Here is a 26,299-nt window from a genome sequence, read left to right as displayed (position 1 = left end):
CCTTCCCTTCATATCCAGATAAATAAATATAATAATAATTCGTATCTTCTCCTAAATATAACGCATCATCTACATAACAAGAGTTTACATATGTATTATGTTCAGATTGTCCACCAGATGGATATAAATTATGATTGGGCTTACATTGTAATGCCTTCATAATTTCTGAAGTAGTCTTACCTTCTTTTGATTGCTGTCCATCAGGAACAACTTGCCATAGCTGAACTAATCCACTTCCAGAACTTCGACTTTCAATGGAGAATAAACCATCATCTTCTAAATTAATTGAAGCAGTTTCTTCAAGTAATTCTTCCTCAATTTGCTCTTCTGGACTCTTGCTTTCTTCTGATCCATCAGCGCTATCTAAATCTTCTTCTACTTTAGGAATCTCTAATTCTACATCTTCAGTTTCTCCGAATTCTTCGTCATTTGGAATTTCTTCAGGTAAACCGTCCCCCGGATTCTGAATCTCTTCATTTTCAGTACTTTCATTAGATAAGTTTCCATCTAAATCTGGTAGATCGTCTTGACTTGAATCAATTGATTCTTGAACAATATCTGAATTATTTTCTACTTCTGACTCATATACCGTAGCATTAACAATCGCCCCAAAGCTACTAAACTGATTTATTAATAATCCGATTGCTAATGTTCCCTTTAAGACTTCCTTCTTGCTCCGCTTTCGATTCATTTTCACAACTCCTTCTCCAATACATAGCTCCTTTAATTATAAATAATTTATACATTTTTGTCATTAAAACATAGATAAAAAGAATATTTTGACACTCTTTTGTATATAATAAGAAATTTAGTAATAAAAAAAGAATTCAAGTATACTTGAATTCTTTTTTTATTCACCTTTACTTAAAATCTGAACACGTCGTTGAAGACTTTTAATGGTAGCATGTTTCATACTTCCACCATCTTCACCATCAAGCGTCCATTTCACGTCCTGTTCACTCTCAACTGTAATTCGATCTGTTTTAAATGTTACCACGTATTCAGGATCATATGTTCGATTTAAAAAGTCGGTTAAAATACGATGAATATCAATCAAATTTTTAGGAGCTCGAATTAATGTTACCTCAAATAGTCCATCATTTAAATCCGCTTGATTTCCAAATGCATTTTTAATCCCTGCTACAGAATCCGAATTTGAAATCATTCCAAAAATATAATCTCCCTCAATAAAACCCTCACGATGATAAATTTTACACTGATAAGATTGAATCGTTGGAAGTTTCATTAATCCTTCAATTAAATAAGCAAGTCCCCCGAGCATATTTTTGCGCGGTTGTGGTGTTTCATAAGCTACGTCTGTAAAAGCCCCAAATGCAGCAACATACATAAAATAACGCTCATTAAACATCCCGATATCAATTGGCATTGGTTTCCCATTTAAACAGAGTTCAAGTGCTTTTGGAACATTTTTAGGAATACCAAGTGTTGATGCAAAATCATTAGTTGTCCCTGTTGGAATATAACCAATCGGAGTATTCCCATTTGCTTCAATTAAGCCAGTGATTACTTCGTTCAACGTTCCATCCCCACCACTTGCGATAACCAAATCATAACTTCGAGCGACTTTCATTTTACTCACAGCATCATGCTTAGCTTTCGTTGGATAAACTGTCACTTCATATCCAGCTAAACTAAACTGAGTGACAATCGATAAAAGGTAATCCTTGATCATCCCACGACCTGACGTCGGATTGATTATAAGTAACAGTTTTTTTAGCACACTAGGCACTTCCTTTCAAAAATTTAAAGTTTTATAGCATAGTATATTATAGCACTCTCTCACATAATAAAAACCTGATTTTTTGTAAAAAAATCAGGCTATTATTATACATCTATTTAATATTAAAGTGAAGCTTTTAACGCTTCTACTTTATCTAAGCGTTCCCATGGTAAATCTACATCAGTACGTCCGAAATGTCCATATGCAGCTGTTTGTTTATAGATTGGGCGTCTTAAATCTAACATTTGAATGATTCCCGCTGGGCGTAAATCAAAGTTTTGACGAATTACTTCGACGATTTTAGCATTCGTAGTTTTCCCTGTACCGAATGTATCAACCATAATTGAAGTAGGCTGTGCGACTCCAATTGCATATGATAATTGAATCTCAATTTTATCTGCATACCCTGCAGCAACTAAGTTCTTCGCCACATAACGTGCAGCATATGCAGCAGAGCGGTCTACTTTTGTTGCATCTTTACCTGAGAATGCTCCACCACCATGACGGGCATATCCTCCGTAAGTATCAACAATAATTTTACGTCCTGTTAATCCTGCATCTCCATGAGGTCCACCGATTACAAAACGTCCTGTTGGATTAACTAAATAACGAGTATTTTCAGTTACTAATTCTTGTGGTAATACTTCATCAAATACATATTTTTTGATATCTGCTTCGATTTGCTCATGAGTTACTTCTGGTGAATGTTGAGTCGATAATAATACAGTATCAATAGCTACTGGTTTTAAAGCTTCATCATATTCAACTGTTACTTGAGTTTTTCCATCTGGACGTAAATAGTCTAATGTTCCATTTTTACGAACTTCAGTTAAACGACGTGCTAATTTATGAGCTAACGAGATTGGTAATGGCATAAATTCTTCTGTTTCATTTGTAGCAAACCCGAACATTAAACCTTGGTCTCCTGCTCCGATTGCTTCGATTTCTTCATCACTCATTGAACCAGTACGAGCTTCTAACGCTTGGTCAACACCCATCGCAATATCAGCCGATTGTTCGTCAATTGCAGTTAACACAGCACATGTATCTGCGTCAAATCCATATTTTGCACGATCATAACCAATTTGACGAATTGTTTCACGGACTGTTTTTTGAATATCAACATACGAAGACGTTGTAATTTCCCCAAACACTAACACTAATCCAGTTGTTACCGATGTTTCACAAGCAACACGTGCCATTGGATCTTTGGCTAAGATCGCATCTAAAATTGAATCTGAAATCTGATCAGCAATTTTATCTGGATGACCTTCTGTTACTGATTCTGATGTAAATAAACGACGTTCTGACACTATAATATCCTCCTTCAATTCACATTAATACTCTATATTATTAAGCTTTAGATATAAAATCATGCTTCGGGCCGTTAATTTTTGCAATTAACTTGAATCTAATCCTATTTTCCACTAAATTATATTCTAACAATGGTTGTTACATCGCCTTCGCGATGTAAAGTTTGTCTAATTATAGATTTTATGTGTATTCACAAATACAGTGAATACACACTAATAGCACTAATGGATAACATCTGCAAAAAACGCAGATGTATAGTTCATCTATTCCGACAAAGCCGGAAAGATGAGCTAACAAAAAAAGCCCGCTATAAGCGGACTTGAATAGGTAGATTCAAACCCTCTTATTGCTCGAGTTAAACTCGCTTGGGTCGGCACCTTTCAATTTCAGAGGTTGCCGCGACTTCATAGGCCCCTATGCCTCCATCGCTCTTAATAAGAGTATATTATTGTAATTTTATTAAATTTAATTCTTATCTATTATAAAGCCTTTTTATTTATTTGTCAAATATTAGCGACTTATTCTGTAAAATCAAGTTCAACATTTGAAATAGCATCGAAGCGAGTCCCAATTTTCTCAGTTGTAATATGGATTTCTTTAACATCTTTCGACACACTATCAATATGCTTACTCAACTTATCCCATCGCTCTTTATAACGCTTGAATTCATCCCCTAATTTATTCAACTCCTGTTGAATAATTAAAGCATGTTGATCCCGTTCTAAATTATTTAAAATCACTTGAATCGTTGTCAGTGTTGACATAAAAGTTGTAGGTGACACAAGCCATACTCTTTTACGTTGCGAATAAGCTACTAAATCTGGGTGATAGGCATTAATCTCAGCAAAAATTGCCTCTGCTGGTAAAAACATCACAGCCTGATCTGAAGTTTCCTGCGGTGTCACATATTTATTGAAAATATCATCAATATGTTTCTTAACATCTTGTTTGAACTGTTTCTCTGCTAGTTGACGCTCTACCTCCCCTAAAGTTCGATCCATCATACGTTGATAATTTTCAAGTGGAAACTTCGAGTCAATCGGTAAATCCCCCATTGGAAGTGGAGCATGAAGCATGGCATCTACAATAGTTCCATTTGATAACTTATACTGAGTTTCATAAATACGATCATTCTTTTCACCGAAAACAGCTGCCATAATTTGATAAAGTTGCACCTCACCAAACGTTCCTCGACTTTTTTTATCTGATAACAGATTTTGTAGTGATACAATGTCCGTTGATAAACTTTCAATCTTTTTCTGTGCTTCATCAATCTTTGCTAAACGAACCAAAATATTTTGAAATGTCTCATTCGTCTTATTAAATGACTGATCTAGCCTCTCATTTACCTTATCATTAATACGCAGCAAATTAAACTCAATCCGTTCATTTAACTTCGAAAAATCACTCTGTAATTGTTGATTCACCAAAGACGTATGCTGATTCAATTGATCTCGCATCACCCGCTCAAACTGTCCATAACGCTCAAGCACTCGCTCATTCGCCTGATTAAAACTCCCACTTAACTGAAAATTAGCATCCTGAAGTCGCTTCTCCATTCGTTGTTGCTCCTCAAGCAATTGTTTCACCTGCAAATCTAACTGTGGATTTTGACGACTTCTTGTATATAAATTTTGTCTGATTAAAATTAACAGTAATAAAAAAATAACCACAATTAATAAAATATAAACTACCGTCACTAATATCCCTCACTTCACCCATTTATTAACATTATTTTACCATATAAAAGAAAAGAACTTGAAGAATTAATCTTCAAGTTCTTTTTTCTCACCAAAATAATCTTTCACAATATAATTAGGACGTCCCTTAACCTCATTATAAATGCGACCAATATACTCTCCAATGACTCCTAAGAAGATTAACTGTACTCCTCCTAAGAATAACATGATACAAACCATTGATGACCAACCTGCCGTTGGGTTTCCATTGATCGCTGTATTAAAGAAAATGTATAGTAAATATGCAAATGCCACAAACGCCACTAAAACTCCTGTATAAGTTGCAAAACGAAGAGGCGCATTTGAAAATGCTGTGATTCCTTCAATTGCATAGTTAACAAGTTTCATGAAACTCCACTTTGTTTCACCCGCAACACGTTCAACGTGATCAAACTCTAGACAAATCGATTGATATCCAACCCATTGGAATAATCCTTTTGAGAAACGATTTGACTCTTTTAAACTAATTAAATCATCAACTGCACGACGACTTAACAAACGATAATCACGAGCTCCGTCAATGATTTCAACGTCACTCATGCGATTAATCACTTTATAAAACATATTGGCAAAGAAACTACGAATAGGTGGCTCTCCATCACGATTACGACGTCGTGTATAAATATTTTCATATCCATCTTCGTAAAGCTTAACCATTTTAGGTAAAAGCTCCGGTGGATCCTGTAAATCAACATCCATAATAACGACGGCTTCTCCACGAGCATATTCCATTCCTGCAAGCATCGCTGCTTCTTTTCCAAAGTTACGAGAAAAATCAATTAAGCAAACACGCTCATCTTTTTCACGCAACGCTTTAATTAATGGGACTGTCTGATCTTTTGAACCATCATTCACATAAACAAATTCAAATTCATATCCATTAATTTCATTCGTTACTTTTATAATTTCTTCATAAAAACGTTCAACTGTTTCTTGTTCATTGTAACACGGTACAATAATGGAAATCAGCTTCCCCATTAAGTCCACCACCTAAAATAATTTGATACTTAATTATATCATAAATTTACAAATTTATTGACGCTTTATTTTTTGAATCATCTGTGTAAACTCACCAAATCCATAACTGGCTAATACAACAAAGACCGGTAAATAAATCATTAGATACCTAGAGCGAGTTTCCCAAATTAATAGAAATAACATCACTCCAAATACCGATATCGTCATAACACTTTCAAAACATAGTTTATCTTTTAAAATACGGATACTACTTAACCACATTAAAAATAAAATTACAACATGAACCATTTGACTTAAATATAAGTATGGTAGGTTTTTATCCCCAAAAATATAATCTTGATAATTATTTGTAACAATTGGCTCACGCTTTAATTTCTCTGGAGCAAAATATGTTCCATCTGACCACGTAAAATTTAACTTAGAATTCAAATGGTTGATAAATCCACCCACTCCAAAAGCTTCTAATCGTTCCTTCATTAGACGAATGTGTTGTGCTTGAATCTCATCATTTGACCAACCACTATCTTTTAAAAATCGCGTCATATTCGTATCCTCATCATCATATCCACCTAATCCTTTAAGTCCCATCATCACCCAATGTGTCTTTGGAAATCCTACTTCACTCGATGCAACAGGAATCAACGGTTTTATGGCGAGTTTATAACTCATCATCGTCACTAATACCATTAAAATGAGCGGTGCACTTAATCTAATGAATCCGTCTTTTCTCGTTAAGAAATAATGAATTAAAATAGCCACCAAAACAACTAAAGCATGCGTCTTCAAAAGGCCTCCAAGACCTAGTACTAATCCTAAAGTTACTAACAATCCTATTTCTTTTTTAGGAGAACGATAAATCTTTGCATACAAATAAAGTGATAAAATAGGTAAAATCATGCCTAAGGTATCGGTGTACACAATAGTAGTATATGTATAAAATGGTGTAATTAAAATAGATAAAATGCTAAATAAAGTAGCTCGTTGTAAGCCATACATTTCTTTAATAAACAAATACATAATCCATACCGATAAAAATACAATACTTAAATTCACCACTATTAACGGCTTTAACAGATCAGTAAATCCCATAAACCTAAATATCTTAAACAACCCTGTTACTAATAACAAGATTGGAAGGTTATTAGGGCAGTAGAAATAAAAATACTGATCTATTTGTCGAAACTGAATCGATAAATCATACGCCTCATCATACACTTTTCCAAAATCCCATGTTGGATTAACTGTAAAATAACGTGCAAAGAAAAACTGTAATATAATTAAAATAATAAAACTCCCTATTGATATAACCATTAATCTTTTCTCATTACACTTTTCAAGTCTTTTATTTAAAAAGTATAAGCCACTTAATACAATAATGACTCCGAGTAAAATCACGACAGGATTCATTATTTTAAATATTTTAAATGGAAATATGCTTGTATTTAATAAAATGTACCCAAAAACAATGACAAATATAACATTAAATAATGTCATTAATCCTAACTTTATACCAGAAATATTCATAAAAATCTCCTTTTTATTACCTACCCTTATTTTCACATAAAAACCCTTGGTTCATTCATATTAACCAAGGGTTTTTTTCTGTTTATTCTTCTTTTTCAACTTCCGGTAAAACTTCTATTTTTACTTTTTTAATACGGCGATCTTCAACTTCAATAATCGTGAAAACTAAGTGATGATACTGATACATATCGCCGATATCGGGAATATCCTCAATCTTTGAATACATCCAACTTCCTAGAGAATAAGCATCTTCTGGAATATCTAAATCTATATCCATAATATCAAATAATTCATCTAAATCAATATCAGCTTTCGCCTCATATAAAGTATCACTTTTTTTCGTAACTAATTGTTCTTCTTCATCATGTTCATCATAAATTTCCCCAACCACTTCTTCTAAAACATCTTCCATAGTCACGAGTCCAGCTGTTCCACCATATTCATCCGCAACAATTGCAATGTGTTGTTTTTCAAATTGTAATCGAGTTAATAAATCTGATACACGCATCGTATAAGAAACATACATTGGGTCTCTCATAATATCTACAATATTTATATCTTCAACTGAACCTTTTTCAATAATTTCAGCAAATAAATCACGTTGATATAAAATCCCTATAATATTGTCCCGCGATTCCTCGTAAACAGGAATGCGCGAATATTTCTCTTCTAGAAAAACATTTTTTATATCTTCATTGGAATCATGAATACTTACAGCTGTGACATCTACTCGAGGCGTCATAATATCCTTAACAAAAGTTTCACTTAAATCAAGAACACTTTGAAGCATCTCAACTTCATCTTGCTGTAATACACCCTCTTCCTCCATTGTATCAATGATTACGTTCAACTCATCTTCAGTCACAGATGGTTCTTCCTCTTGCTTTGTGTATAACTTAGCTACAAAATCTTTTAAAATCATAAAAAGCTTAATAACAGGCTTCAAGATAATAATTAAAGTATAGTAAGTCGAACCAATCGCTAATGAGAATCGTTCAGCATTTTCCTTAGCATAAGATTTAGGTAAAATCTCACCAAAAATAATAATTAGAATCGTCATAACTCCTGTTGCAACTGCAGCGCCTGACGCGCCTAATAAATCGGTTGCTACAATAGTTGCAATCGATGCCGATGCTAAATTAACAACGTTATTTCCAATTAAAATAGCGAGTAATACTTCATCAAAACGCTCAGCTACATTTAATGCTTTTTTAGCACCTGGTCTTCCTTCATCGGCATACTGACGTAAACGAATCAAATTTACACTCGAAAAAGCAGTTTCTGAGGCACTAAAAAATGCTGATAAAATAATCATACCAACAAGTATTAAATAATACATGGACGGGTCCAAAATAATTCACACTCCTATAATTTCATAATTATGTAATTTTTTTATGTAGAATACTATATCAATTTCATTTGTATTTGTCAATATTCTCGATTTGTTTATACAGTTTCCACACATTTAAATCTTCTATTTTTTTATCATTAATCGACATTTTAAATACATAGCATTCTTATAAATTTGCTATAAAAAAACTCTAAACATCTACTTTATTATGGTAGACACTTAGAGTTTTCATGCTTTTTCAAAAAATAATTAATAAAAATCTAAAGGATTTGGCGCATAACTTGGTTGGCTTCCTGTATTCGTACGAATCTCAAAATGTAAGTGAGTTCCTGTCGAATTTCCAGTGTTTCCAGCTCCACCAATTAATTGACCAGCTTCCACAATATCTCCAGCCTTAACATTCATAGAATTTAAGTGAGCATAACGTGTATAATAACCATTTTTATGATTTATTAGAATGACATTTCCATAAGCTGCATTATAACTTGCACTCACAACAACTCCATTATCAGCTGCATAAACAGATTGCCCTGTACTAGCAGAAATATCAATTGCATAATGTCCGCTATAACATAAATAACCACATGTTACGTTACGTGATGTCGTTGGCCATACCCAGTTTCCAGTTCCTACTCCTGAGACAACCTTTGTTCCTCGAATAATGACCTCTTTAACTGGTTCTGAAAGTTGAGTTTCTTCAACCACTGTTGAATTTGTTTGCTCACCATTCACATATTCGACTTTGGTACGCGTTAAAAACTCACCATTTTGACCCGTTTGTGTCACCTTAGTTTGTCCTTTTAACATCGTCTCATCATCAATATATTCTGTTTCATAAGAAATTGGTGCAACATTAACTTTCTCTTGTTCCGTTTGAACATGGATGATTGGATTTAATGGTGTTACATCTAACTCCATTCCTAATAACTCACCCCATTTTAAACCTTCCACCTGAGGGTTTAATAGGATAAGCTCTTCCTCTGTTAAACCATAATCACGAGCAATATACCAAAGAGACGAATCCTCTCCAAATGTGACAGTCTGTTGTGGCTCCTTTTGACCATATAACATCATACGACGCATTTGGTCAGTTGTTAACACCTCATCAGGTGCTGCATAACTTGATTCAACTTTAACAGGTTCTACAACTTTAGCTCCAATATATTGAGATCCCGTCTCTGATAAAGCTTGAATTGGATTTTCTGTATCCATAATTTTAGCTAAATTTTCAGTGCCTGTATAATACTTCATTAAATCCATTAATGTTGATTCAACAACAGCTGTATCTTTTACCGCAAACTTTTGCTCTCCAATTGTCACAACATTTGTTGACGTTTTAAAATCCGCTTTTTCTGCTACTTGTGATAAGACAGCTTGATTATCAATTGAATCAACTGGTAATAAAGTTACTTCTTCCTCCACACGAACATTCGTCGGTGCATAGATGACTTGATCTGGATATTGTTGTAATAATTCTTTCATATGATTTTCAATGAAAGTATCATATTCTTCTTTATTGTTGATTAATCCAACAACTTCATCATTTATATAAATTCGATAAACTACATGTTGATTATTTGGGGTTACCGTTTGAGCATGTGTTACCTGCTGCTGACTGTTTGCAAACATCATCGTTGCAATAACTGCCCCAACTAATTTTTTCTTCATCATTACGACCTCCATACTTTGTTAAACTCTAACAAAGTTCCCTACGTCTTGGTGACTTAGTATATTTTTAAAATTTTATTCAACTTCTCTCTTAAGTTCTATTCAATTGTTTCATATAGATATGTCCAACTTGTGTTCTAAATGTGAAAAACCCTGCTTTTTTATTATAAATCAAACATTTTATCAGAAAATATACTATTTTTCTACAGAAATACATCATTTTTAAAACTTTATTATCTCTTACTTATGTATCCGTTTTCTTCATTGTGTTTTTAAGCAGAAAATACAAAAAAAACCTCTATTTTTGCTAAAAATAGAGGTTCTTTGAAAAATTTTAATTATTTTGATAATTCAAAAATAACAGTTTCATATGGTCTTAATTCTAAAGAAGATAATTGATAATCAAATTCTTTGTAGTTTGATAGGATAATTTGTTTCACTTCTCCATCAAATGAACGTGTTACTGTCTCTTCGCTAAAGTTCGCTACTAATAATAATTTTTTATCTTCATTTTCACGAATATAAGCAAAAATATGCTCATCTTCTGGAAGTAATAATTCATATTTACCGTAAACAATAACATCGCTAAATTCAGTATTTTTACGTAAATTAATTAATTTTTTATAGTGATGGAAAATCGAATCTTTATTTTCTAACGCATCTTTCACGTTAATTTCCGTATAGTTTGGATTTAATTCTAACCATGGCGTAGCGTTTGTGAAACCTGCATTTACTGAGTTATCCCATTGCATTGGTGTACGGGCATTATCACGTCCATTTTTCCAAATTGCATCCATCATTTCTTCATGTGTATAACCTTTTTTGATATTATCACGATAGAATTGTAAAGTTTCAATATCATTATATTGTTCTAATTTTTCAAAATGAACATTTGTCATCCCAATTTCTTCACCTTGATATACGTATGGTGTTCCTTGCATTAAATGTAGGATTGAAGCAAACATTTTAGCTGTTTCAACACGGTACTCTTTATCATTTCCCCAACGAGAAACAATACGAGGTAAATCATGATTGTTCCAGAATAATGAATTCCATCCTTCTCCATCAAGTGATGTCTGCCATTTACTTAAAATTTGTTTAAATTTAAGGAAATCAAATTGAGTTGGACGCCATTTTCCTTCTTGAGGATGCCAATCGATTGAAGCATGTTCAAATTGGAAAACCATTGATAACTCATGACGTTTTGGATCTGAATATAGTTTTGCAATTTCAGGTGTTGCACCCCATGTTTCTCCTACCGTTAAAACATCGTAGTTTCCGAATGATGCTTTATTCATTTCTTGTAATAATGGATGTAGACGAGGTCCATTTCCTGTAATTTTTTTATCTACCTCTTTACCAATTAAATCAATTACATCCATACGGAATCCACCGATTCCTTTTTCTAACCAGAAATTCATCATCTTATGAACTTCTTCTTGTACTTTAGGGTTTTCCCAGTTTAAATCTGGTTGACGCTTACTAAATAAATGGAAATAATACTGACCTGTTGTTTCATCATAATTCCATGCAGGCCCCGAGAAAGTCGAACCTAAATCATTCGGAACTCCGCCATCTTCTGCAGGATCTCGCCAGATATAATAATCACGATATGGATTATCTTTTGATTTTTTAGCTTCTAAAAACCATGGATGCTCATCTGAAGTATGATTCACTACTAAATCCATAACAATACGGATTCCACGAGCATTCGCTTCTTTAATCAACTCATCCATATCTGCCATTGTCCCAAATTCAGGAGCAATATCTTGATAATCAGAAATATCATATCCATTATCATCCATTGGAGATTTATAAACCGGTGATAACCAAATCACGTCAATTCCTAATTCTTTTAAGTAATCTAATTTTTCAATAATTCCTCTTAAATCCCCTACTCCATTTCCACTTGTATCTTTAAAGCTTCTTGGATAGATTTGATAAACAACTGATTTATGCCACCACTTTTTCTCCATCATAATTCCTCCCTGAAATTCATTCCTTATCGAAACGATTCAATTTCTAACTTTATTATAGATACTGCCATTTAAAAACTCAATTAAAAAGAATTGTAAAACCGTTTACTTATTGATCTCAGATTTTTAAAAAAGCCACCTCCTGTAAACAAGAGATGACTAATAAGCCATAACTATTTTAAGATGCTTTCAATTTGATCATCAATTTGTCTAACTGCTGTATCTAAAATAGATTGAATTTGATCGGGCATTGATACAAATTCCTTAGCGGCTTCTTTGTAAGGTAAATATAAATAATTAAATTCAGACTGATTCGGCAGTGGTAAAGATCGATGCAACTGTTTTTTTACAACCGTATAATACTCATCCTGTGAAATTGGGACTTCATAATCAACCGGTGCAATGGAACGGTTATATTCATAACGAGCAGTAGCTACATCAACACTTAATAAAAATCTAAAATACTCTTTTGCTAAATCTTTATTTTGACTATATTTCGTTAATTGATACGTATCAATCTTCATATACGTATATGGTAAAACATCTTCTTTAAAATTAGGAATTGCTTGATATCCTAAATTATCATAACTTTCACTTAGTGAATTAACTAACTTAGCGGGTGCAATCATTAAATTGGCTTTACTATTAAGGAATGATTTGTAAATATCCCCTTCATTATTATAAAATGCACTTGGCTCTAATAGTTGTAACATCATCGATAAGCCTAAAATAGATTCCTCTTTGTTTAATCCAATATCATAAAAATTCGTATCTCCAAAATTATCAATCCCAACCGTATATCCCCCAAAACCAGTCACAAATGGTGTTATATGATAAATATCTTGATAATCAATAACTAACGATACATCTGAATAATCGTCTAACGCATTAAATGCGCTTAAACCCTCTGGAAATTTCGACTTATCATAAAATAAAATATCCGTATCCGCATTATAAGGTACCCCATAATACTCCCCTTTAAATTTAAAGCCTGATTTAACAGCAGGTAAAATATTTAATTCCTCAAAAATATCACTAATTGGACTCAATGCATTCATTTGAACCAACTGAGAAATTAAGGTATGGGATAACGTAATTACATCCGGATAATCAGGAGTTCCAACATATAATGGAAGATTAGAAACGACTTGTTCAGAGGTCATAATTTTCATCTCAATCTTCACTCCGTACTTCTCTTCAAATTGCTCATTTAATTTACTTAAGACTTTAAACTCATCACTACTTACCCAAACTCTTAAAATATCTTCTTCTAATAAATCTAAACGATTAATATTTTGATATAAACCCACTGAAACCATAATAAAAAAAACAATATAGATAAACTTTTTCACCCAATCACCCTTTGTTTTCCATTTAATCTAATTATATCAAAAAAAAGGGGAAGTCTAAAGACTTCCCCTCGGAGTTTACAATTTATTTAATCTTTTTAAGCGCTGAAGTTAAACGTGGCGCAATAATCTCATATACCGTTAAAACTAATAATCCTTTTAAAGCATTAAATGGAATATAAACAAATGCAATCGCTGCACCGTATCCTAAATCAAATGATAACCCCGGAATAAATGAACTTAACGTTGTCCACTCTCTAATCTGTGTAAACCAGAAATTCCCGAAATAAATTGGCGTAATAAAGAAGTAGTTACAAATTGTTAAAACCGCACTAAATCCTGCAATCACTAAGAAAAAGCGAAGAGCTTTCTTCATGAAGCTTGCCCCATCGATATACTTTTTAACTAATACATATAAACAAGCAATCGTTGTTGAAGCAATAAATGCTGTAATCACACCAATTCCATATGGAGTCGTAAGCCCCATTATCATCACATGAACTAAAGACTTAATCGCTGCTAATAAAATGGCTGGCCATAAACCAAAAATTTCAACTGTTAATAAAACGACTAATTCACTTAGATCAAACTTTAAAAATGGTACCGGTGGATATGGAATTTCAATAAACATTAAGATCGCACCTAATGCCGCTAAAACGCCAAGTAAAACTAAATTTTTTGTGTTCTTAAAAATACTGTTTGAGTTTTTCATATACTCTCCTCCTAAAGATAGATTTGTAAATATTCGTAAAATCCTTTTTAAAATATAGTTGTACCTTAGATAAGTATTAATTCTATTACTAAAACAAATTTCTATTAATAGTATTTATTAATCCCTATTCAAAATAGCTATAAAAATAAAAAAGATCTCACGTAATAAATCTTCGTGAGATATCTCTAAAAAAGAGTATATCAAAAACGAATCTTCTCCCATCCAGACTTTCACTGTCGGCTCTGGAATCACACCAGATCAACCTTTCGGCTTGCGGGCTAATACCGCCGGTAGGGACTCTCACCCTGCCTCGAAGATTTATTAGTTTTTTAATTTACACGCTTATTGTAGCCCACTCCATTAAAACTGTCAAGTCAGACGCACCAAAACCTACCATTTTCTTCTAGAGTGAATCATGACCTTATAATTTTGTGGATTCGCATACGTTTCAACGAACTCTAAAACCTGCCCATTCATCAAAACAGACGTCAACTCCATATAAATCAATGGATCATTTAACGGAACTTCAAGTAACCCCGCTACCAACTCATCAGCTTTAATCGCTGTTACCATTTGTGTTCCTGACGCAATCTTAACATTCAACTCCTGATCTAAATACGCATAAATCGAACGATGAATCACGGAGCGAGGTAACTCCTTAATCACTGATAATGGAATATAGTTATGTTCTAAAGTCATGGGTCTATCATCTGCCATACGCAATCTTAACAAACTATGCACCTTATCCCCAACTTTGATTTCTAAGTGATGAGCAATACGTTCATCTGCAATTATAATATCATAATCAACAACTTTAGTATGTGGCTTCATTCCCTTACTAATAATCTCTGATGTAAATCCAACAAGCTCTGCTACAGGCTCATGTAATTTATTATCTGCTACAAAAGTTCCCACTTTTTCCTTACGATAAAGCTTTCCTTCCTTAATTAATTCCTCAATTGCTTTTCGTGCTGTCATACGTGAAACATCATACTTCATTGCTAAATCTCGTTCTGATTGAATCATTGCATTCGGTACCAATGATTTAATTTCTTCTTCAATAAGTAGTTTAACCTTTAAATATGCTGGTTGTGCCATAACTCATCCCTCTTACCAAATAAAGGAGACTATTAAAAAGTCTCCTTACTCTTCTTGTTGAATTAATTGTTGATAACTACTCGAAATATCATCATAGTTAAATCCCTTACGCATCAGGGCATTTACAATTTTAACTTTCTTATCATAACCGCTTAATGCCTGATGTCTTCTAAATAACTTTTCCATTTCTTTAACTAAAATGCGTTGATCTGAGTCTTCATCTTCAAATTCAATCTGATTAATCGCCTTCTCAATCACAAAGCGACTAAATCCTTTATTCATTAAATGCTGAGATACTTTTTGCTTTATAAAATGTGGACCATATTTCGTATTAGTTTTAAGCACCTGATTTGCTAATTTCATTGCATTTTCAAGCTGAGTGTCATCATCATATAATTTCAAATGCTTGTCAATTAAACGAGAGGAAACTCCTTTTTTCAATAGATCCTGAGAAATACCAGCTGGACCCTTTTTCCCCATAATCGAATGGTGCGAAATATAAGATATAGCATACTGTTCATCATTTAATAATCCAACGTTCGTTAAACGCTCCAGTACCTCTTTAATCATTAAAGATTCATATTCTTTAAGTTCTAGTTTTTGATAAATTTCTGCAGTGGTATAAGATTTACGACTTAAAAGATTTAAGGCGTACTGATAAGCACGTCCTAAATCTAATTTCGATTGAAGCTCTTCATAAATCGCTTCATCTAATTCCTTTCCCGCTACTAATCGATATTTTAAAACAATCTCTTCATGAACCGCTAAAACTTGAGTTAATCCTGATTCATCTAAAATCGTAACTTCATAGTCTAATCCTTTTAAATGCTCAAGCTTTAAAACTTTATAACACTTGTTGTTCATAATATTCTTCACTATCTTTTAACACATCTTCTACAATATTCTTAGCAGAATAAGGACGTGATAATTGGTTAATATTCTGTTTCATTTCTTCAAGCATTCCCTCTTCATTTAAAATAATGAGTACATGATAAATTAACTCAGATTCACTTGAAACGATGACAGATGCTCCTTTTTCTTCAAAATAACGGGCATTTTCAAGTTCTTGCCCATAAACAGGATTATATAAAATAACCGGGACTGACTTTACCGCGGCTTCAGTTAATGAAATACCTCCCGGCTTAGTCACCATTAAATCAGCGATATCTAAGAGTTCATTCATCTCTTTACAATATCCTAACACTTGTAAGTTAGCGTAACTGGCTTTAACTTCCATCATTTTCTCATACATTTTATGATTGTTTCCACAAACCACTACAACTTGGATCTCCGGTTGTGATGCTAAACGAGTGGCAATCTCATCAACATGAGAAACAACACCGTATGCTCCAGCAGAAACGACAACCGTTCGTTTATTAGGATCTAACTGATATTTTTCATAGATTTCAGATTTAGGATGTTTTTTATAAAATTTAGAATTGATTGGTATTCCTGTTAACATGAATTGGTTTTGAGAAAGTCCATTTGCAACGCCCCAAGCAACCATTTTATTACTTGCAACATAATGACGACGAGCCCCTTTATACAACCATAATCCGCTAGCATAATAATCAGTAATAACTGTGTAAATGGGAATTTTAAATCCCTTTTCTTCAAGTGTGTATAAAGACGTTACCGGAAACACACTGATAATAGCATCAGGTTTAAACGAATTAATCTTATTGCGAAGTGAGCGAATTCCGAATTCTAAATAAGGTTTTAAAATTTTAGCATGAATTGAATCATGAATAGCATAGCTTGAACCGTAATATAACATACGATAAAGATCTTTTCCAATTGGTTTATATGTTTTTAAATACGCCTTTTGTAAAGTTTTTGATAAAGTCGGAAATTCTTCAGAATATAAATCATATTCCTCTACAATTACATTTTCATGTTTCATAAACTCTTCAGTTAGAGCGCTAGAAACTTGTAAATGCCCACTTCCAAACGGAGCTGTTAATATTAATACTTTCGTTGAACGAGTCATTTTTCCCTCTCCTTCTTTATTTAGGTAATATTAAAGTTGAAAGACTAATCAATATAATAGCACAAATTAATAGTTGTATCTATATTGTTCCTTTAGCTTACCACTCTTAGACATAAAAACTCTTTTTTCTTAAGAATTTTTAAGTTTTAAACTAGTTCAGAAAATAAAACCATCTCAATATTTAAGAACGTATTAATCTTTATTAATCTATAATCAATTATCATTTGATTATCCTATTTTTATTCAGTACTAACTTGATAAAAAGGGGACCTCCAGTATCTAAAGGTCCCCTTTTTATTATTTTGATTTGTATGGGACATTTAAATATTGGAGTGTCGCTTTAACCACAGCTTCTCCCCACTTCTCATAATTAGCCTTCCATTCATTGCTATCTTTCACATTATCGATATAAGCATATTCAATTAACATGGTTTCAGGACCATAGTTTGGAATAGCTTTATAATTATCATTATACTTTAATAAAGTAGAAGCTTGTGTCGCTTTTCCACCTGTTTCACGAATAATATATAAATAATCCATATAATCATTTTGGCAACCATATGTCGTTACATAGTCAGAATCTTTACATAAATAGTACTTTTTATAAGATCCCTCTGACACTCTAAACTCACTTTTTTCTGAATCTCGTGGACCCTGACCTGCTGCAGTTAAAGCAGAAGCTACAAGTTCTCCCCATTCATTGGTCGCAGAAACTGGCGTATAAACTTCAAACCCTTCCAATGATTTATCATAAGAATTTAAATGATTTGAAATCATGTATTTAGGTTGGTATTGATACGCCTGTTCAACTCGCCCCTCTTCATAATAAGGAGATTCATTATAATCAAAGTTTCCTTTTCCAGCTGGATCTAGATCTTCCGTTCTCGTCATCTTAACTTTCAATCCATGATCTTCTAAACGAGACGTAATATAGTTTGCAATTTTAAGTACTTCTTCTGCTTCTAATAAATTATTGAATGCTGTTCCTGTATCCAATCCACCATGCCCTGGATCTATTAAAATATCATAGACATCCTCTGGTAACTCAGTCACATCTTTCACATCAATAGCTAGCCTTCCTTGGTACGTCTTAACTTCGATATGCTTTGCAATGCCATCTCTTTGAATCGTATACCATTCATCAAACACTTTGTCATGTGTATAAATCGGTTCATTATTAAAATATAAATAATATCGCCCTGCTTCTAAATTTGCTAACTGAATTCCTTTATTTGTCTCACTTTCATACTTTTCATTAACAACTTCTATACCTTCATGATTAACTAATTGATAAGTTTCAATCGTTTCAGCTGGCGTATTCACCTTAACATGTAATGACTCTGCATAAAAGTTATGCTCAACATAATCATAATGCTCTAATTGCTCATTAATTAGGATTAAATCTTTCCCTTCAAATGTTGGCGTTAAGGCACCCTGAGTTGAATGATTCAGTGTTGTTTTAGCATCTTCATCTTGAACAGTTGATGTAAAAATAACCCCTGATTGTTCCCCACTAAAAACAAGAGATAAAGCATGATATTCCTCTAAAGATACAATTGGAATCTCAACTTTAATACGAAGCGTATCCCCTTCTTTATTCATTTCCTTTGGAATAAACGATTCTAACACTTCTTCTTTAGAAGAAATTAATTGATAGCTTAATGATTTTAAATTTAAACTTTTTAGTTCTTGTTGATTTAAAACATGATCAAACGTCAGCCCATTGTCATCCATCAAAAAATTTTCAATCGATTGAGTAAATCGTTGATTATCTTTTTGTGTTGTAATCGTCTTTTTCAATGTATTCGAAAAGGCTAGCCCTTTTTTCTTTGCTTTAAACTCAATATGATATGCTGTTTCAGGTTGCCCAAGTTCAACTTCAAATGTCGTTTGACTTGAATCTAACTGATACACTTCATCATTGACTTTAATAACAATATCTTTATATTGCTCTACATCTAATGCTTCCCAACTCATCGTTAAATTAAATGAACTAGCTCCTACTTCCTCATTTAAATCATTTGTTATCGCGAACTGAACCGGTACCTTATCTGTTAACAAAGCTTTTATCCCAAAGAATAAACTCAAAATAAGAAATAAACAAATTAAAATAAAAATACTAAAACGTACTTTATTAATTCTTCTTCGCTTTACTACTCTCTTCTTTCTATATGTATTTCCTCTATATTGATAATTTGTCATTCTCTTCACTCTTTCAAATACAATCTCTTTTTTTACTTCAATTAGTGTTTTCTAAAAATCAATAATCTTACCTAATCAAATGAAGTCCGACAATATTTTATCACAAAAAAGGAAATCATACGTGTTTTTACAAGATATTTCTAAAATTTTGAATTCTTCTTATCCCTTCTTTCAAAACATTATAATCACAACAATAAGATAAACGAACATAGCCAGAATCCTCTACCTCAAATGCGATTCCTGGAACAAGTGCCACCTTTTCATTTTCTAATAATTTAATCGCAAACTCCTTTGAAGACAATCCATACTCACTCGCATCTAAATACAAATAAAAAGCTCCATCAGGTCTCACAATATTCTTAAAATAAGGCTTCAGATTCTCATATGCATAATCACGATTTCTCTTATAATAAGACCTAATATTATCCAAAATCTCCGGATGCTTTAAAGCCTCGATAGCCCCATACTGAGAAACCGTGCTAACCGATGCTACCATATTATGATGTACCAACCCAACTAATTTCATATAGTGACGCGGTCCCATCACATACCCAACTCGCCACCCCGTCATCGCAAAAGACTTCGATAAACCATTCATCACAAACAATCGATTACGCAAATCATGATATTGACTAATAGATGGATACTCTTGATTATCAAACAAAAGCTCTCTATAAATCTCATCAGAAATCACAAAAATCGGTCTATCTTTAATGCACTCATAAATACATGCCAAATCTGATTCAGTCATCAACTTTCCTGTTGGATTACAAGGCGAATTTAAAATGATAGCCTTCGTCTTATCTGTGATCAAACTTAATAACTTCTCTTTTTCAATTCTCATACTTGTTGATAACATATCGTAAGGAACAACTGTACCACCATTCATCTCAGTATTACTTTGATAAAGTACAAATGAGGGATTAAAAACTATTACCTCATCCCCCTCCTCAAGAATAACCTTCAAAACAGCACTAATCGATTCTGAAACACCGTTTGTAATAATCATTTCATCCATCGTATACTCTTGATGAAATTTTTCCTTACAATATGCTAACAGTGCTTCTTTCAACTCAGGAACTCCAAAAAAATTCGCATACCCTAACGAATCTTTTAACAAACGACGATGTAAATCCTTGCGGATTAACTCATACGTCTCATGAAATAAATGAGGCTCCCCAAGTGTAAAATCAACGACATCATCATAGGAATCTGCTAAATTCTTCATTTCCCTGATAATCGAAGGATGGACCGTATTCAACCTTTTATTTACTCTCATCTTCATTGATTTATCTCCCTCCTCTATAACTAAACTATATGACTCAAAAACAAAAAATAGTCATAAGCTCATGCTCATGACTATTTTTTTAAAATGTTAACTACATTATACAAACTTGATATGAAATTTAAGACTCAAACTGAGCATCAATTTTAGATTCATTATTCATCAAAATCAGGATCAATATTTAATTCAAAATAGAATTTAACTCCCCGCTCCGTATTGATCACGCCGTAATTACTTTGATGCAACTCTAAAATCTTACTCACAATCAATAATCCAAGTCCTGTTCCACCACTATCACGATTACGAGACTTTTCTAAACGATAAAATGGCTCCCAAATTAAATCTAACTCATTTTCAGGAATAAAAATCCCTGTATTCTCAATTTCAAAACGTGCCGTTTTATCATAACGCTCAATCGTTATATAAATCGCCTCATCAGAAGAAGTATACCGAATTGCATTCGAATAAAGATTCATTACAACGGTCATAATCTGATCAGAATCTGCCTCAACATAAACATCATCTAAATCAGTCAACACATTTAAATGCTTCTCCTCAGCTAAATGACTCATCTTCTTATGAACATGCTCCACCAACATCTTCAAATTAAAACTACTTAAATCTAACTCATCCGGCTTCGATTCCATTCGCATATAGTTAAGCGTATCCTGAACCATCATCGTCATACGATCGACTTCTTCAATAATCGAATCAACCTGAACGGTCATCTCATCTTTAGTCAAAGGCTTTGATTTAACGCGATTCGCAATCCCCTTAATAATCGTCAACGGCGTCTTTAATTCATGTGAAATCGTCGCAAAGAAATTAGATCGCATCTGCTCAAATTCACGTTCTCTTGCAATATCATCCTTTAGTCTTTCATTAGCTGCCTTTAACTCACTTAACGTATTATGAAGATTATCACTCATCACATTAATATTTGTTGCTAAATCCTTTAACTCATCATCAGAACTAACCTGACACTTCTCAGAAAAATCGATATTCGCAATATTCGTTGTAACCCGCTTCATATGCAATAATGGCTTTGTAATATGCTCTGTTAACCAAATCGCAAATACTAAAACTAAAATTGCTAAAATCATAAAAATAAAAATATAATAGTTTGTAAAAACGGCTAACATCTCACCTAAAACTTGTAATGAATAGGTAAACTTTAAAATCAATTGTTGACCTTCTTTAAACGTTACCGTCGTATAATAATGAAATGACGTCACATTCTCAACTCTAGAAGATTCAAAGAAAATATCATTCTCAGCTAATCGATCTAAATTCAGTTGAGTCGTCGTCGGACTATAAATATCATACTCTACTAAATGATTATCCTTCACATCATTTAAATATGAAATAAACTCCGGCGAATAAAAATCAATATTTAGCATATCTTCTTTAATTTCATAAACCAACTGATAAATCTGATTTTGTTTATAACTTGGATAAGCAAAATCATAAAAATAATATTGAGCCGCAATATCTAAGCTAATCGTCGCAAAAAATAATCCGAATAATAATAAAAAGATTTTAGTCGCTAAACGCAAAACTAGATCACCTCAAACTTATATCCAACCCCAAAAACAGTATGAATATATCGTGCGTAATTTCCTAGTTTTTTACGAATTTTTTTAATATGTGTATCGACTACACGAGTATCGCCAAAATAATCAATCCCCCATACCGCATCTAAAATGCGATCGCGATCTAGTGCAATACGATGATTTTCAATTAAAAAGACAAGTAAATCAAATTCTTTTGGTCTAAAATCAATTAACTCATTATCGATACGTACTGTACGTGATAACTTATTAACGACAAGTCCATCAAAAGCTAACTCATAAGTTGTTACTTCATCTTCCTCATTCGTACGAGCCAATAATCGATTAATTTTTGCTAATAAAATTTTATTTTCAAAAGGCTTAGTAATATAATCATCAACTTTTAAATCATAACCCTTCACTTGATCTTCAACACTTGAACGTGCTGTTAAAATCATAATTGGAACCTTAGAAACCGATCTAATCTCTTTTAATACTGAAAAGCCATCTTTTCCTGGCATCATTAAATCTAATAATGCTAAGTCAATTTGTTGTGAATGAAATAAACGTAAAGCTTCCTCCCCATCTTTCGCTTCAATTACTTCAAAATAATCGCCTAAAAAATCAACTAAAATCTCTCTAATTTTCACTTCATCTTCTGCTACTAATACTTTATATCTAATACTCATCTCAACACTCTCCAATAGTGAACAAAATAATCTATTTAAAATTTAACATAAATGAATACATTTTGTACACACGAAAAACATAGTTTTTTTTATTAATATAATATATAGCTTTTTTTCAGAATGGAGTATTCAACATGAAAAACAATCAATATCCAATTAAAAAGATACTTGGCTATATCTTATCTATTAGTAGTATCCTTTTTATTTGCATCATATTCTATCAACTGCACTCAAAAGATTTAAAAATAAATAGTCATCAGCAAAATCAAATTTATTCTAATTCTTATTCAACCGAAATGACATCTCATTCTGTTAACAATACATGTGAAATCGTCATATCAGAAAAAGATGATGATTATATTAAAGCCTTGCAAACTGATTTTCCAAATTGTAAAATTATTGAAAAGAACGACTTGTTTCAATTCGATTTAATTAACTATCTCTCAAACTTATTTAATTAATTTAAAAGGACTGCCTAGGCAGTCCTTCTTTTAACTCTTATTTTTCAAAATAACTAGTCATAGAAGAAGCAACAGATACTAATTCATCTTCTTCTAATGTTTCAGAAACTAAGAAAAACTCTACTCCACGATCAACCCAAGTAATTGAATTGTCGCTTAAAGCTCCAATTGTTCCGTTAATTAAAACAGGCTCTCCTGCCACTGTTTCAAGATTACCAGTTTCTGAATAAGAAGCTGGTTCTTGAATCATTGTGAAGTCTTTATCTCCATCGAACGTCATAATAATACGTTCACCCATTTCAGTTTCAATTGATTGTTTATTTGAAAGAGTTGTTCCCTCTGGTAAATATGAAGGATACAATTCACCTGTTAATGTGTTAATTACACCTTCGCCCATTGTTTCTTGAGAATACTCCATTGTTTGTTGACAATCAAAATATCCATCAGCTAAATCCTCATTAAATTTGAATGATGTAAATTTCATTGAAACGCGTGGTGTTCCCTCCGCATCCATCACATACACTTCAGTTGGTGTTAATGATTTTTTATCAAACACCACTTTTTGTGTTGTTAAATCACGATTTCCATGATAATTAGCTACTGTCTCAAATGTATAGCAATCGTCTTCAGATAAGAATGAAGTTTCAGTATCATTTAAGATATCTGATAATAATGATTGATATAAATACACTTGTGAACTTGATAATGGCCAATCACTTTGGAATTTAAATTGTTTGTTTAACGCTGGTGTTAAAACATAAACTCCATCGTCATTTTTTAAGATGATTTGTTCATTGTTAGTTGTTTCATTTTTCAATGTTACTTTGTAGTAATTTGGTTGTTGGTAAGCCACTTCTACGTTGTATTGATACATTTGTCCATTATTATCAACTTCCATAACCCCAGTTGCATAATAAGACTTCGCATCGTCGAGATTACTTGTTAACTTATCTACGACGTCTTGCTGTGACATTTCTCCGCATCCTGCTAATAGCACGGTAAGCATTACTGCGAACACTAAACATAATTTCTTCATCGCTATCCACCTCTTTATTAAGTTCATTTCAATAAATAATATGAATTCGATATTTAATTTATGCTTTCTAATACATAAAACTACCATATTAATTAAATACTAATAATATTCAAAACGAAAGGAGCATCGAAGATGGCTATTATTCAGCGTATTGCATTAGTTCTAACAATTATTGGTGCAATAAATTGGGGACTAATTGGATTTTTTGAATTTGATTTAGTTGCTTACTTATTTGGTGGGCAAACAGCAATTATTTCAAGAGTTATTTATGGATTAGTTGGAATCGCAGGACTTATAAATATTGCTCTACTCTTCTCTAGTAGAAATGACTAATAATTAAAACCAGTTGCACTGATAGGCAACTGGTTTTAATTTGATTCTACAACAACAAATGCCACTGCATATTGTTCGCAATGACTTAAACTCAAATGAATGTCTTCTAACTGAGGCTTATCTAAATATGGTTTTCCATTTTCATCATTTAAAATACTAAACTCAGTATATGATTTGCCATCACAGTAAGTTCCAAGAGCCTTATATAACGCTTCTTTTACTGCCCAGCGTCCGGCTAAAAACTCATGTTGTCTTTTCTCAGATTTAAAATTTAAAAATAGTTGATACTCATCATTGCTTAGTAACTTTTTAACAAATCTTTCTTTATGATTTAAAGAACTGATACGATTAATCTCAACAATATCTGTTCCAATTCCTTTCAACATTTCAGATCCTCCCTGTATTTTTCTTTTATTATACCTCATGTTAACTTTATACAAAAAGAGAGAATCAAACAATTGATTCTCTCTTTTATAAAGCTAAATAATTAGTATGGCATTCCACCCATTTCAGGCATTGCAGGTGCGGCCTGTGGCTTTTCAATTTCAACAACTGCAGCTTCTGCTGTTAAGAATGAAGCAGAAATACTTGCCGCATTTTGAAGTGCTGAACGTGTTACTTTTGTTGGGTCAACAATTCCAGCTTTGAACATATCAACAAACTCATCAGTTGCCGCATTATATCCAAATCCAGTTTCTAATTCTTTTAATCGATACACAATAACTGATCCATCGATTCCTGCATTTTCAGCAATTTGGCGTACTGGAGCTTCTAATGCCTTTAAAACAATTTTAACTCCTGTCGCTTCATCACCTTTAGCATCAATTCGAGCTACTTCATTATAAATATTCATATAGGCTGTTCCACCACCAGCAACAATTCCTTCTTGAACCGCTGCACGTGTTGCATTTAACGCATCTTCGATACGTAATTTACGCTCTTTCAATTCTGTTTCAGTTGCAGCACCTACTTTAATAACCGCAACTCCACCGCAAAGTTTTGCTAAACGTTCTTGTAATTTTTCACGATCAAATTCAGACGTTGTATTTTCAAGTTCTGCACGAATTTGAGCAATACGAGCTTGAATATCAATTTGTGATCCGGCACCTTCAACCATCGTTGTATGATCTTTTGTTACAATAACACGTCCTGCATGACCACATTGATCAAGAGTTGTATTTTTTAACTCTAATCCTAGCTCTTCAGTGATTAACTCTGCACCCGTTAAAATTGAAATATCTTCAAGCATACGTTTACGACGATCTCCAAATCCAGGAGCTTTAATCGCTACAACATTAAATGT

Annotated in this window: 23 protein-coding genes and 2 riboswitches; of the genes, 2 read left to right on the top strand and 21 right to left on the bottom strand. The window is 32.8% G+C overall.

Annotated features, from left to right (window positions below; all coding sequences use genetic code 11):
* The 18 genes from QWC74_RS03885 to QWC74_RS03800 all read right to left on the bottom strand — a co-directional run.
* The coding region (locus QWC74_RS03885) for a hypothetical protein (protein WP_288993918.1) at positions 1-691 on the bottom strand (691 nt) is incomplete at its 3' end.
* A 159-nt stretch (positions 692-850) separates the two neighbouring features.
* On the bottom strand, positions 851-1,741 hold the full coding sequence (locus tag QWC74_RS03880; RefSeq protein ID WP_039930589.1) for a diacylglycerol kinase family protein: 891 nt from the start codon (positions 1,739-1,741) through the stop codon (positions 851-853).
* A 122-nt stretch (positions 1,742-1,863) separates the two neighbouring features.
* The gene (gene metK, locus QWC74_RS03875; RefSeq protein ID WP_006783478.1) at positions 1,864-3,054 is read right to left on the bottom strand and encodes a methionine adenosyltransferase; all 1,191 of its coding nucleotides are present in this window, start codon (positions 3,052-3,054) and stop codon (positions 1,864-1,866) included.
* A 341-nt stretch (positions 3,055-3,395) separates the two neighbouring features.
* Positions 3,396-3,496, bottom strand: a riboswitch (SAM riboswitch).
* Between the two features lie 77 nt (positions 3,497-3,573).
* Positions 3,574-4,755, bottom strand: coding sequence for a DNA recombination protein RmuC (locus QWC74_RS03870; protein ID WP_006783479.1), 1,182 nt, complete (start codon positions 4,753-4,755; stop codon positions 3,574-3,576).
* A gap of 66 nt (positions 4,756-4,821) precedes the next feature.
* A complete protein-coding gene (locus QWC74_RS03865) occupies positions 4,822-5,772 on the bottom strand; it encodes a glycosyltransferase family 2 protein (RefSeq protein ID WP_006783480.1) in 951 nt (316 codons plus the stop codon).
* Positions 5,773-5,826: 54 nt separating this feature from the next.
* Positions 5,827-7,296: a glycosyltransferase family 39 protein gene (locus tag QWC74_RS03860; RefSeq protein ID WP_006783481.1), complete on the bottom strand. Its 1,470-nt coding sequence runs from the start codon at positions 7,294-7,296 to the stop codon at positions 5,827-5,829.
* A gap of 82 nt (positions 7,297-7,378) precedes the next feature.
* Positions 7,379-8,647 carry a hemolysin family protein gene (locus QWC74_RS03855; RefSeq protein ID WP_006783482.1) on the bottom strand — a complete coding sequence of 423 codons (1,269 nt, stop codon included), beginning with the start codon at positions 8,645-8,647 and terminating at the stop codon, positions 7,379-7,381.
* A 249-nt stretch (positions 8,648-8,896) separates the two neighbouring features.
* The gene (locus QWC74_RS03850) at positions 8,897-10,315 is read right to left on the bottom strand and encodes a peptidoglycan DD-metalloendopeptidase family protein (protein WP_229059753.1); all 1,419 of its coding nucleotides are present in this window, start codon (positions 10,313-10,315) and stop codon (positions 8,897-8,899) included.
* Between the two features lie 338 nt (positions 10,316-10,653).
* On the bottom strand, positions 10,654-12,294 hold the full coding sequence (locus QWC74_RS03845) for an alpha-glucosidase (RefSeq protein WP_006783484.1): 1,641 nt from the start codon (positions 12,292-12,294) through the stop codon (positions 10,654-10,656).
* Positions 12,295-12,464: 170 nt separating this feature from the next.
* Entirely contained in the window at positions 12,465-13,643 is a 1,179-nt protein-coding gene (locus QWC74_RS03840; RefSeq protein ID WP_006783485.1) for an extracellular solute-binding protein, read from the bottom strand.
* Positions 13,644-13,725: 82 nt separating this feature from the next.
* Entirely contained in the window at positions 13,726-14,352 is a 627-nt protein-coding gene (locus tag QWC74_RS03835; RefSeq protein WP_009606160.1) for an ECF transporter S component, read from the bottom strand.
* A gap of 206 nt (positions 14,353-14,558) precedes the next feature.
* A riboswitch (FMN riboswitch) is annotated at positions 14,559-14,674 on the bottom strand.
* A gap of 68 nt (positions 14,675-14,742) precedes the next feature.
* A complete protein-coding gene (locus tag QWC74_RS03830; RefSeq protein ID WP_006783487.1) occupies positions 14,743-15,450 on the bottom strand; it encodes a GntR family transcriptional regulator in 708 nt (235 codons plus the stop codon).
* 45 nt (positions 15,451-15,495) lie between these two features.
* On the bottom strand, positions 15,496-16,314 hold the full coding sequence (locus QWC74_RS03825; RefSeq protein WP_006783488.1) for a RecX family transcriptional regulator: 819 nt from the start codon (positions 16,312-16,314) through the stop codon (positions 15,496-15,498).
* On the bottom strand, positions 16,295-17,440 hold the full coding sequence (locus QWC74_RS03820; RefSeq protein ID WP_006783489.1) for a glycosyltransferase: 1,146 nt from the start codon (positions 17,438-17,440) through the stop codon (positions 16,295-16,297). The genes QWC74_RS03825 and QWC74_RS03820 overlap by 20 nt, the downstream gene beginning before the upstream one ends.
* A gap of 297 nt (positions 17,441-17,737) precedes the next feature.
* Positions 17,738-19,642 (bottom strand): N-acetylmuramoyl-L-alanine amidase, encoded by a 1,905-nt coding sequence (locus QWC74_RS03815; RefSeq protein ID WP_081448209.1) that lies wholly within the window; start codon positions 19,640-19,642, stop codon positions 17,738-17,740.
* Between the two features lie 127 nt (positions 19,643-19,769).
* The gene (locus QWC74_RS03810; protein ID WP_006783491.1) at positions 19,770-20,927 is read right to left on the bottom strand and encodes a pyridoxal phosphate-dependent aminotransferase; all 1,158 of its coding nucleotides are present in this window, start codon (positions 20,925-20,927) and stop codon (positions 19,770-19,772) included.
* Between the two features lie 155 nt (positions 20,928-21,082).
* Entirely contained in the window at positions 21,083-22,483 is a 1,401-nt protein-coding gene (locus tag QWC74_RS03805; RefSeq protein WP_006783492.1) for a cell wall metabolism sensor histidine kinase WalK, read from the bottom strand.
* 2 nt (positions 22,484-22,485) lie between these two features.
* Positions 22,486-23,166 (bottom strand): response regulator transcription factor, encoded by a 681-nt coding sequence (locus QWC74_RS03800; protein ID WP_006783493.1) that lies wholly within the window; start codon positions 23,164-23,166, stop codon positions 22,486-22,488.
* 134 nt (positions 23,167-23,300) lie between these two features.
* Here QWC74_RS03800 and QWC74_RS03795 point away from each other — a divergent pair, with 134 nt between their 5' ends.
* On the top strand, positions 23,301-23,627 hold the full coding sequence (locus tag QWC74_RS03795; protein ID WP_006783494.1) for a hypothetical protein: 327 nt from the start codon (positions 23,301-23,303) through the stop codon (positions 23,625-23,627).
* Positions 23,628-23,664: 37 nt separating this feature from the next.
* Here the strand turns inward: QWC74_RS03795 and QWC74_RS03790 are convergent, their stop codons facing one another.
* Positions 23,665-24,663, bottom strand: coding sequence for an outer membrane lipoprotein carrier protein LolA (locus tag QWC74_RS03790; protein WP_006783495.1), 999 nt, complete (start codon positions 24,661-24,663; stop codon positions 23,665-23,667).
* Between the two features lie 132 nt (positions 24,664-24,795).
* Between QWC74_RS03790 and QWC74_RS03785 the strand changes: the two genes are divergently transcribed.
* On the top strand, positions 24,796-24,996 hold the full coding sequence (locus QWC74_RS03785; protein ID WP_006783496.1) for a DUF378 domain-containing protein: 201 nt from the start codon (positions 24,796-24,798) through the stop codon (positions 24,994-24,996).
* Between the two features lie 35 nt (positions 24,997-25,031).
* Here QWC74_RS03785 and acpS read toward each other — a convergent pair whose 3' ends face one another.
* A complete protein-coding gene (acpS, locus tag QWC74_RS03780; RefSeq protein WP_006783497.1) occupies positions 25,032-25,382 on the bottom strand; it encodes a holo-ACP synthase in 351 nt (116 codons plus the stop codon).
* A 101-nt stretch (positions 25,383-25,483) separates the two neighbouring features.
* Positions 25,484-26,299, bottom strand: an 816-nt coding sequence (gene groEL / locus QWC74_RS03775; RefSeq protein ID WP_288993917.1) for a chaperonin GroEL, incomplete at its 5' end; no start/stop codon positions are given.

Origin of the sequence: uncultured Turicibacter sp. (assembly GCF_938044715.1) — a bacterium.
Classification (GTDB): Bacteria; Bacillota_I; Bacilli_A; order MOL361; family Turicibacteraceae; genus Turicibacter; species Turicibacter sanguinis.
The sequence above is the reverse complement of the archived record's forward strand: the minus strand, read 5'-3'. Positions and strand labels throughout refer to the sequence as shown.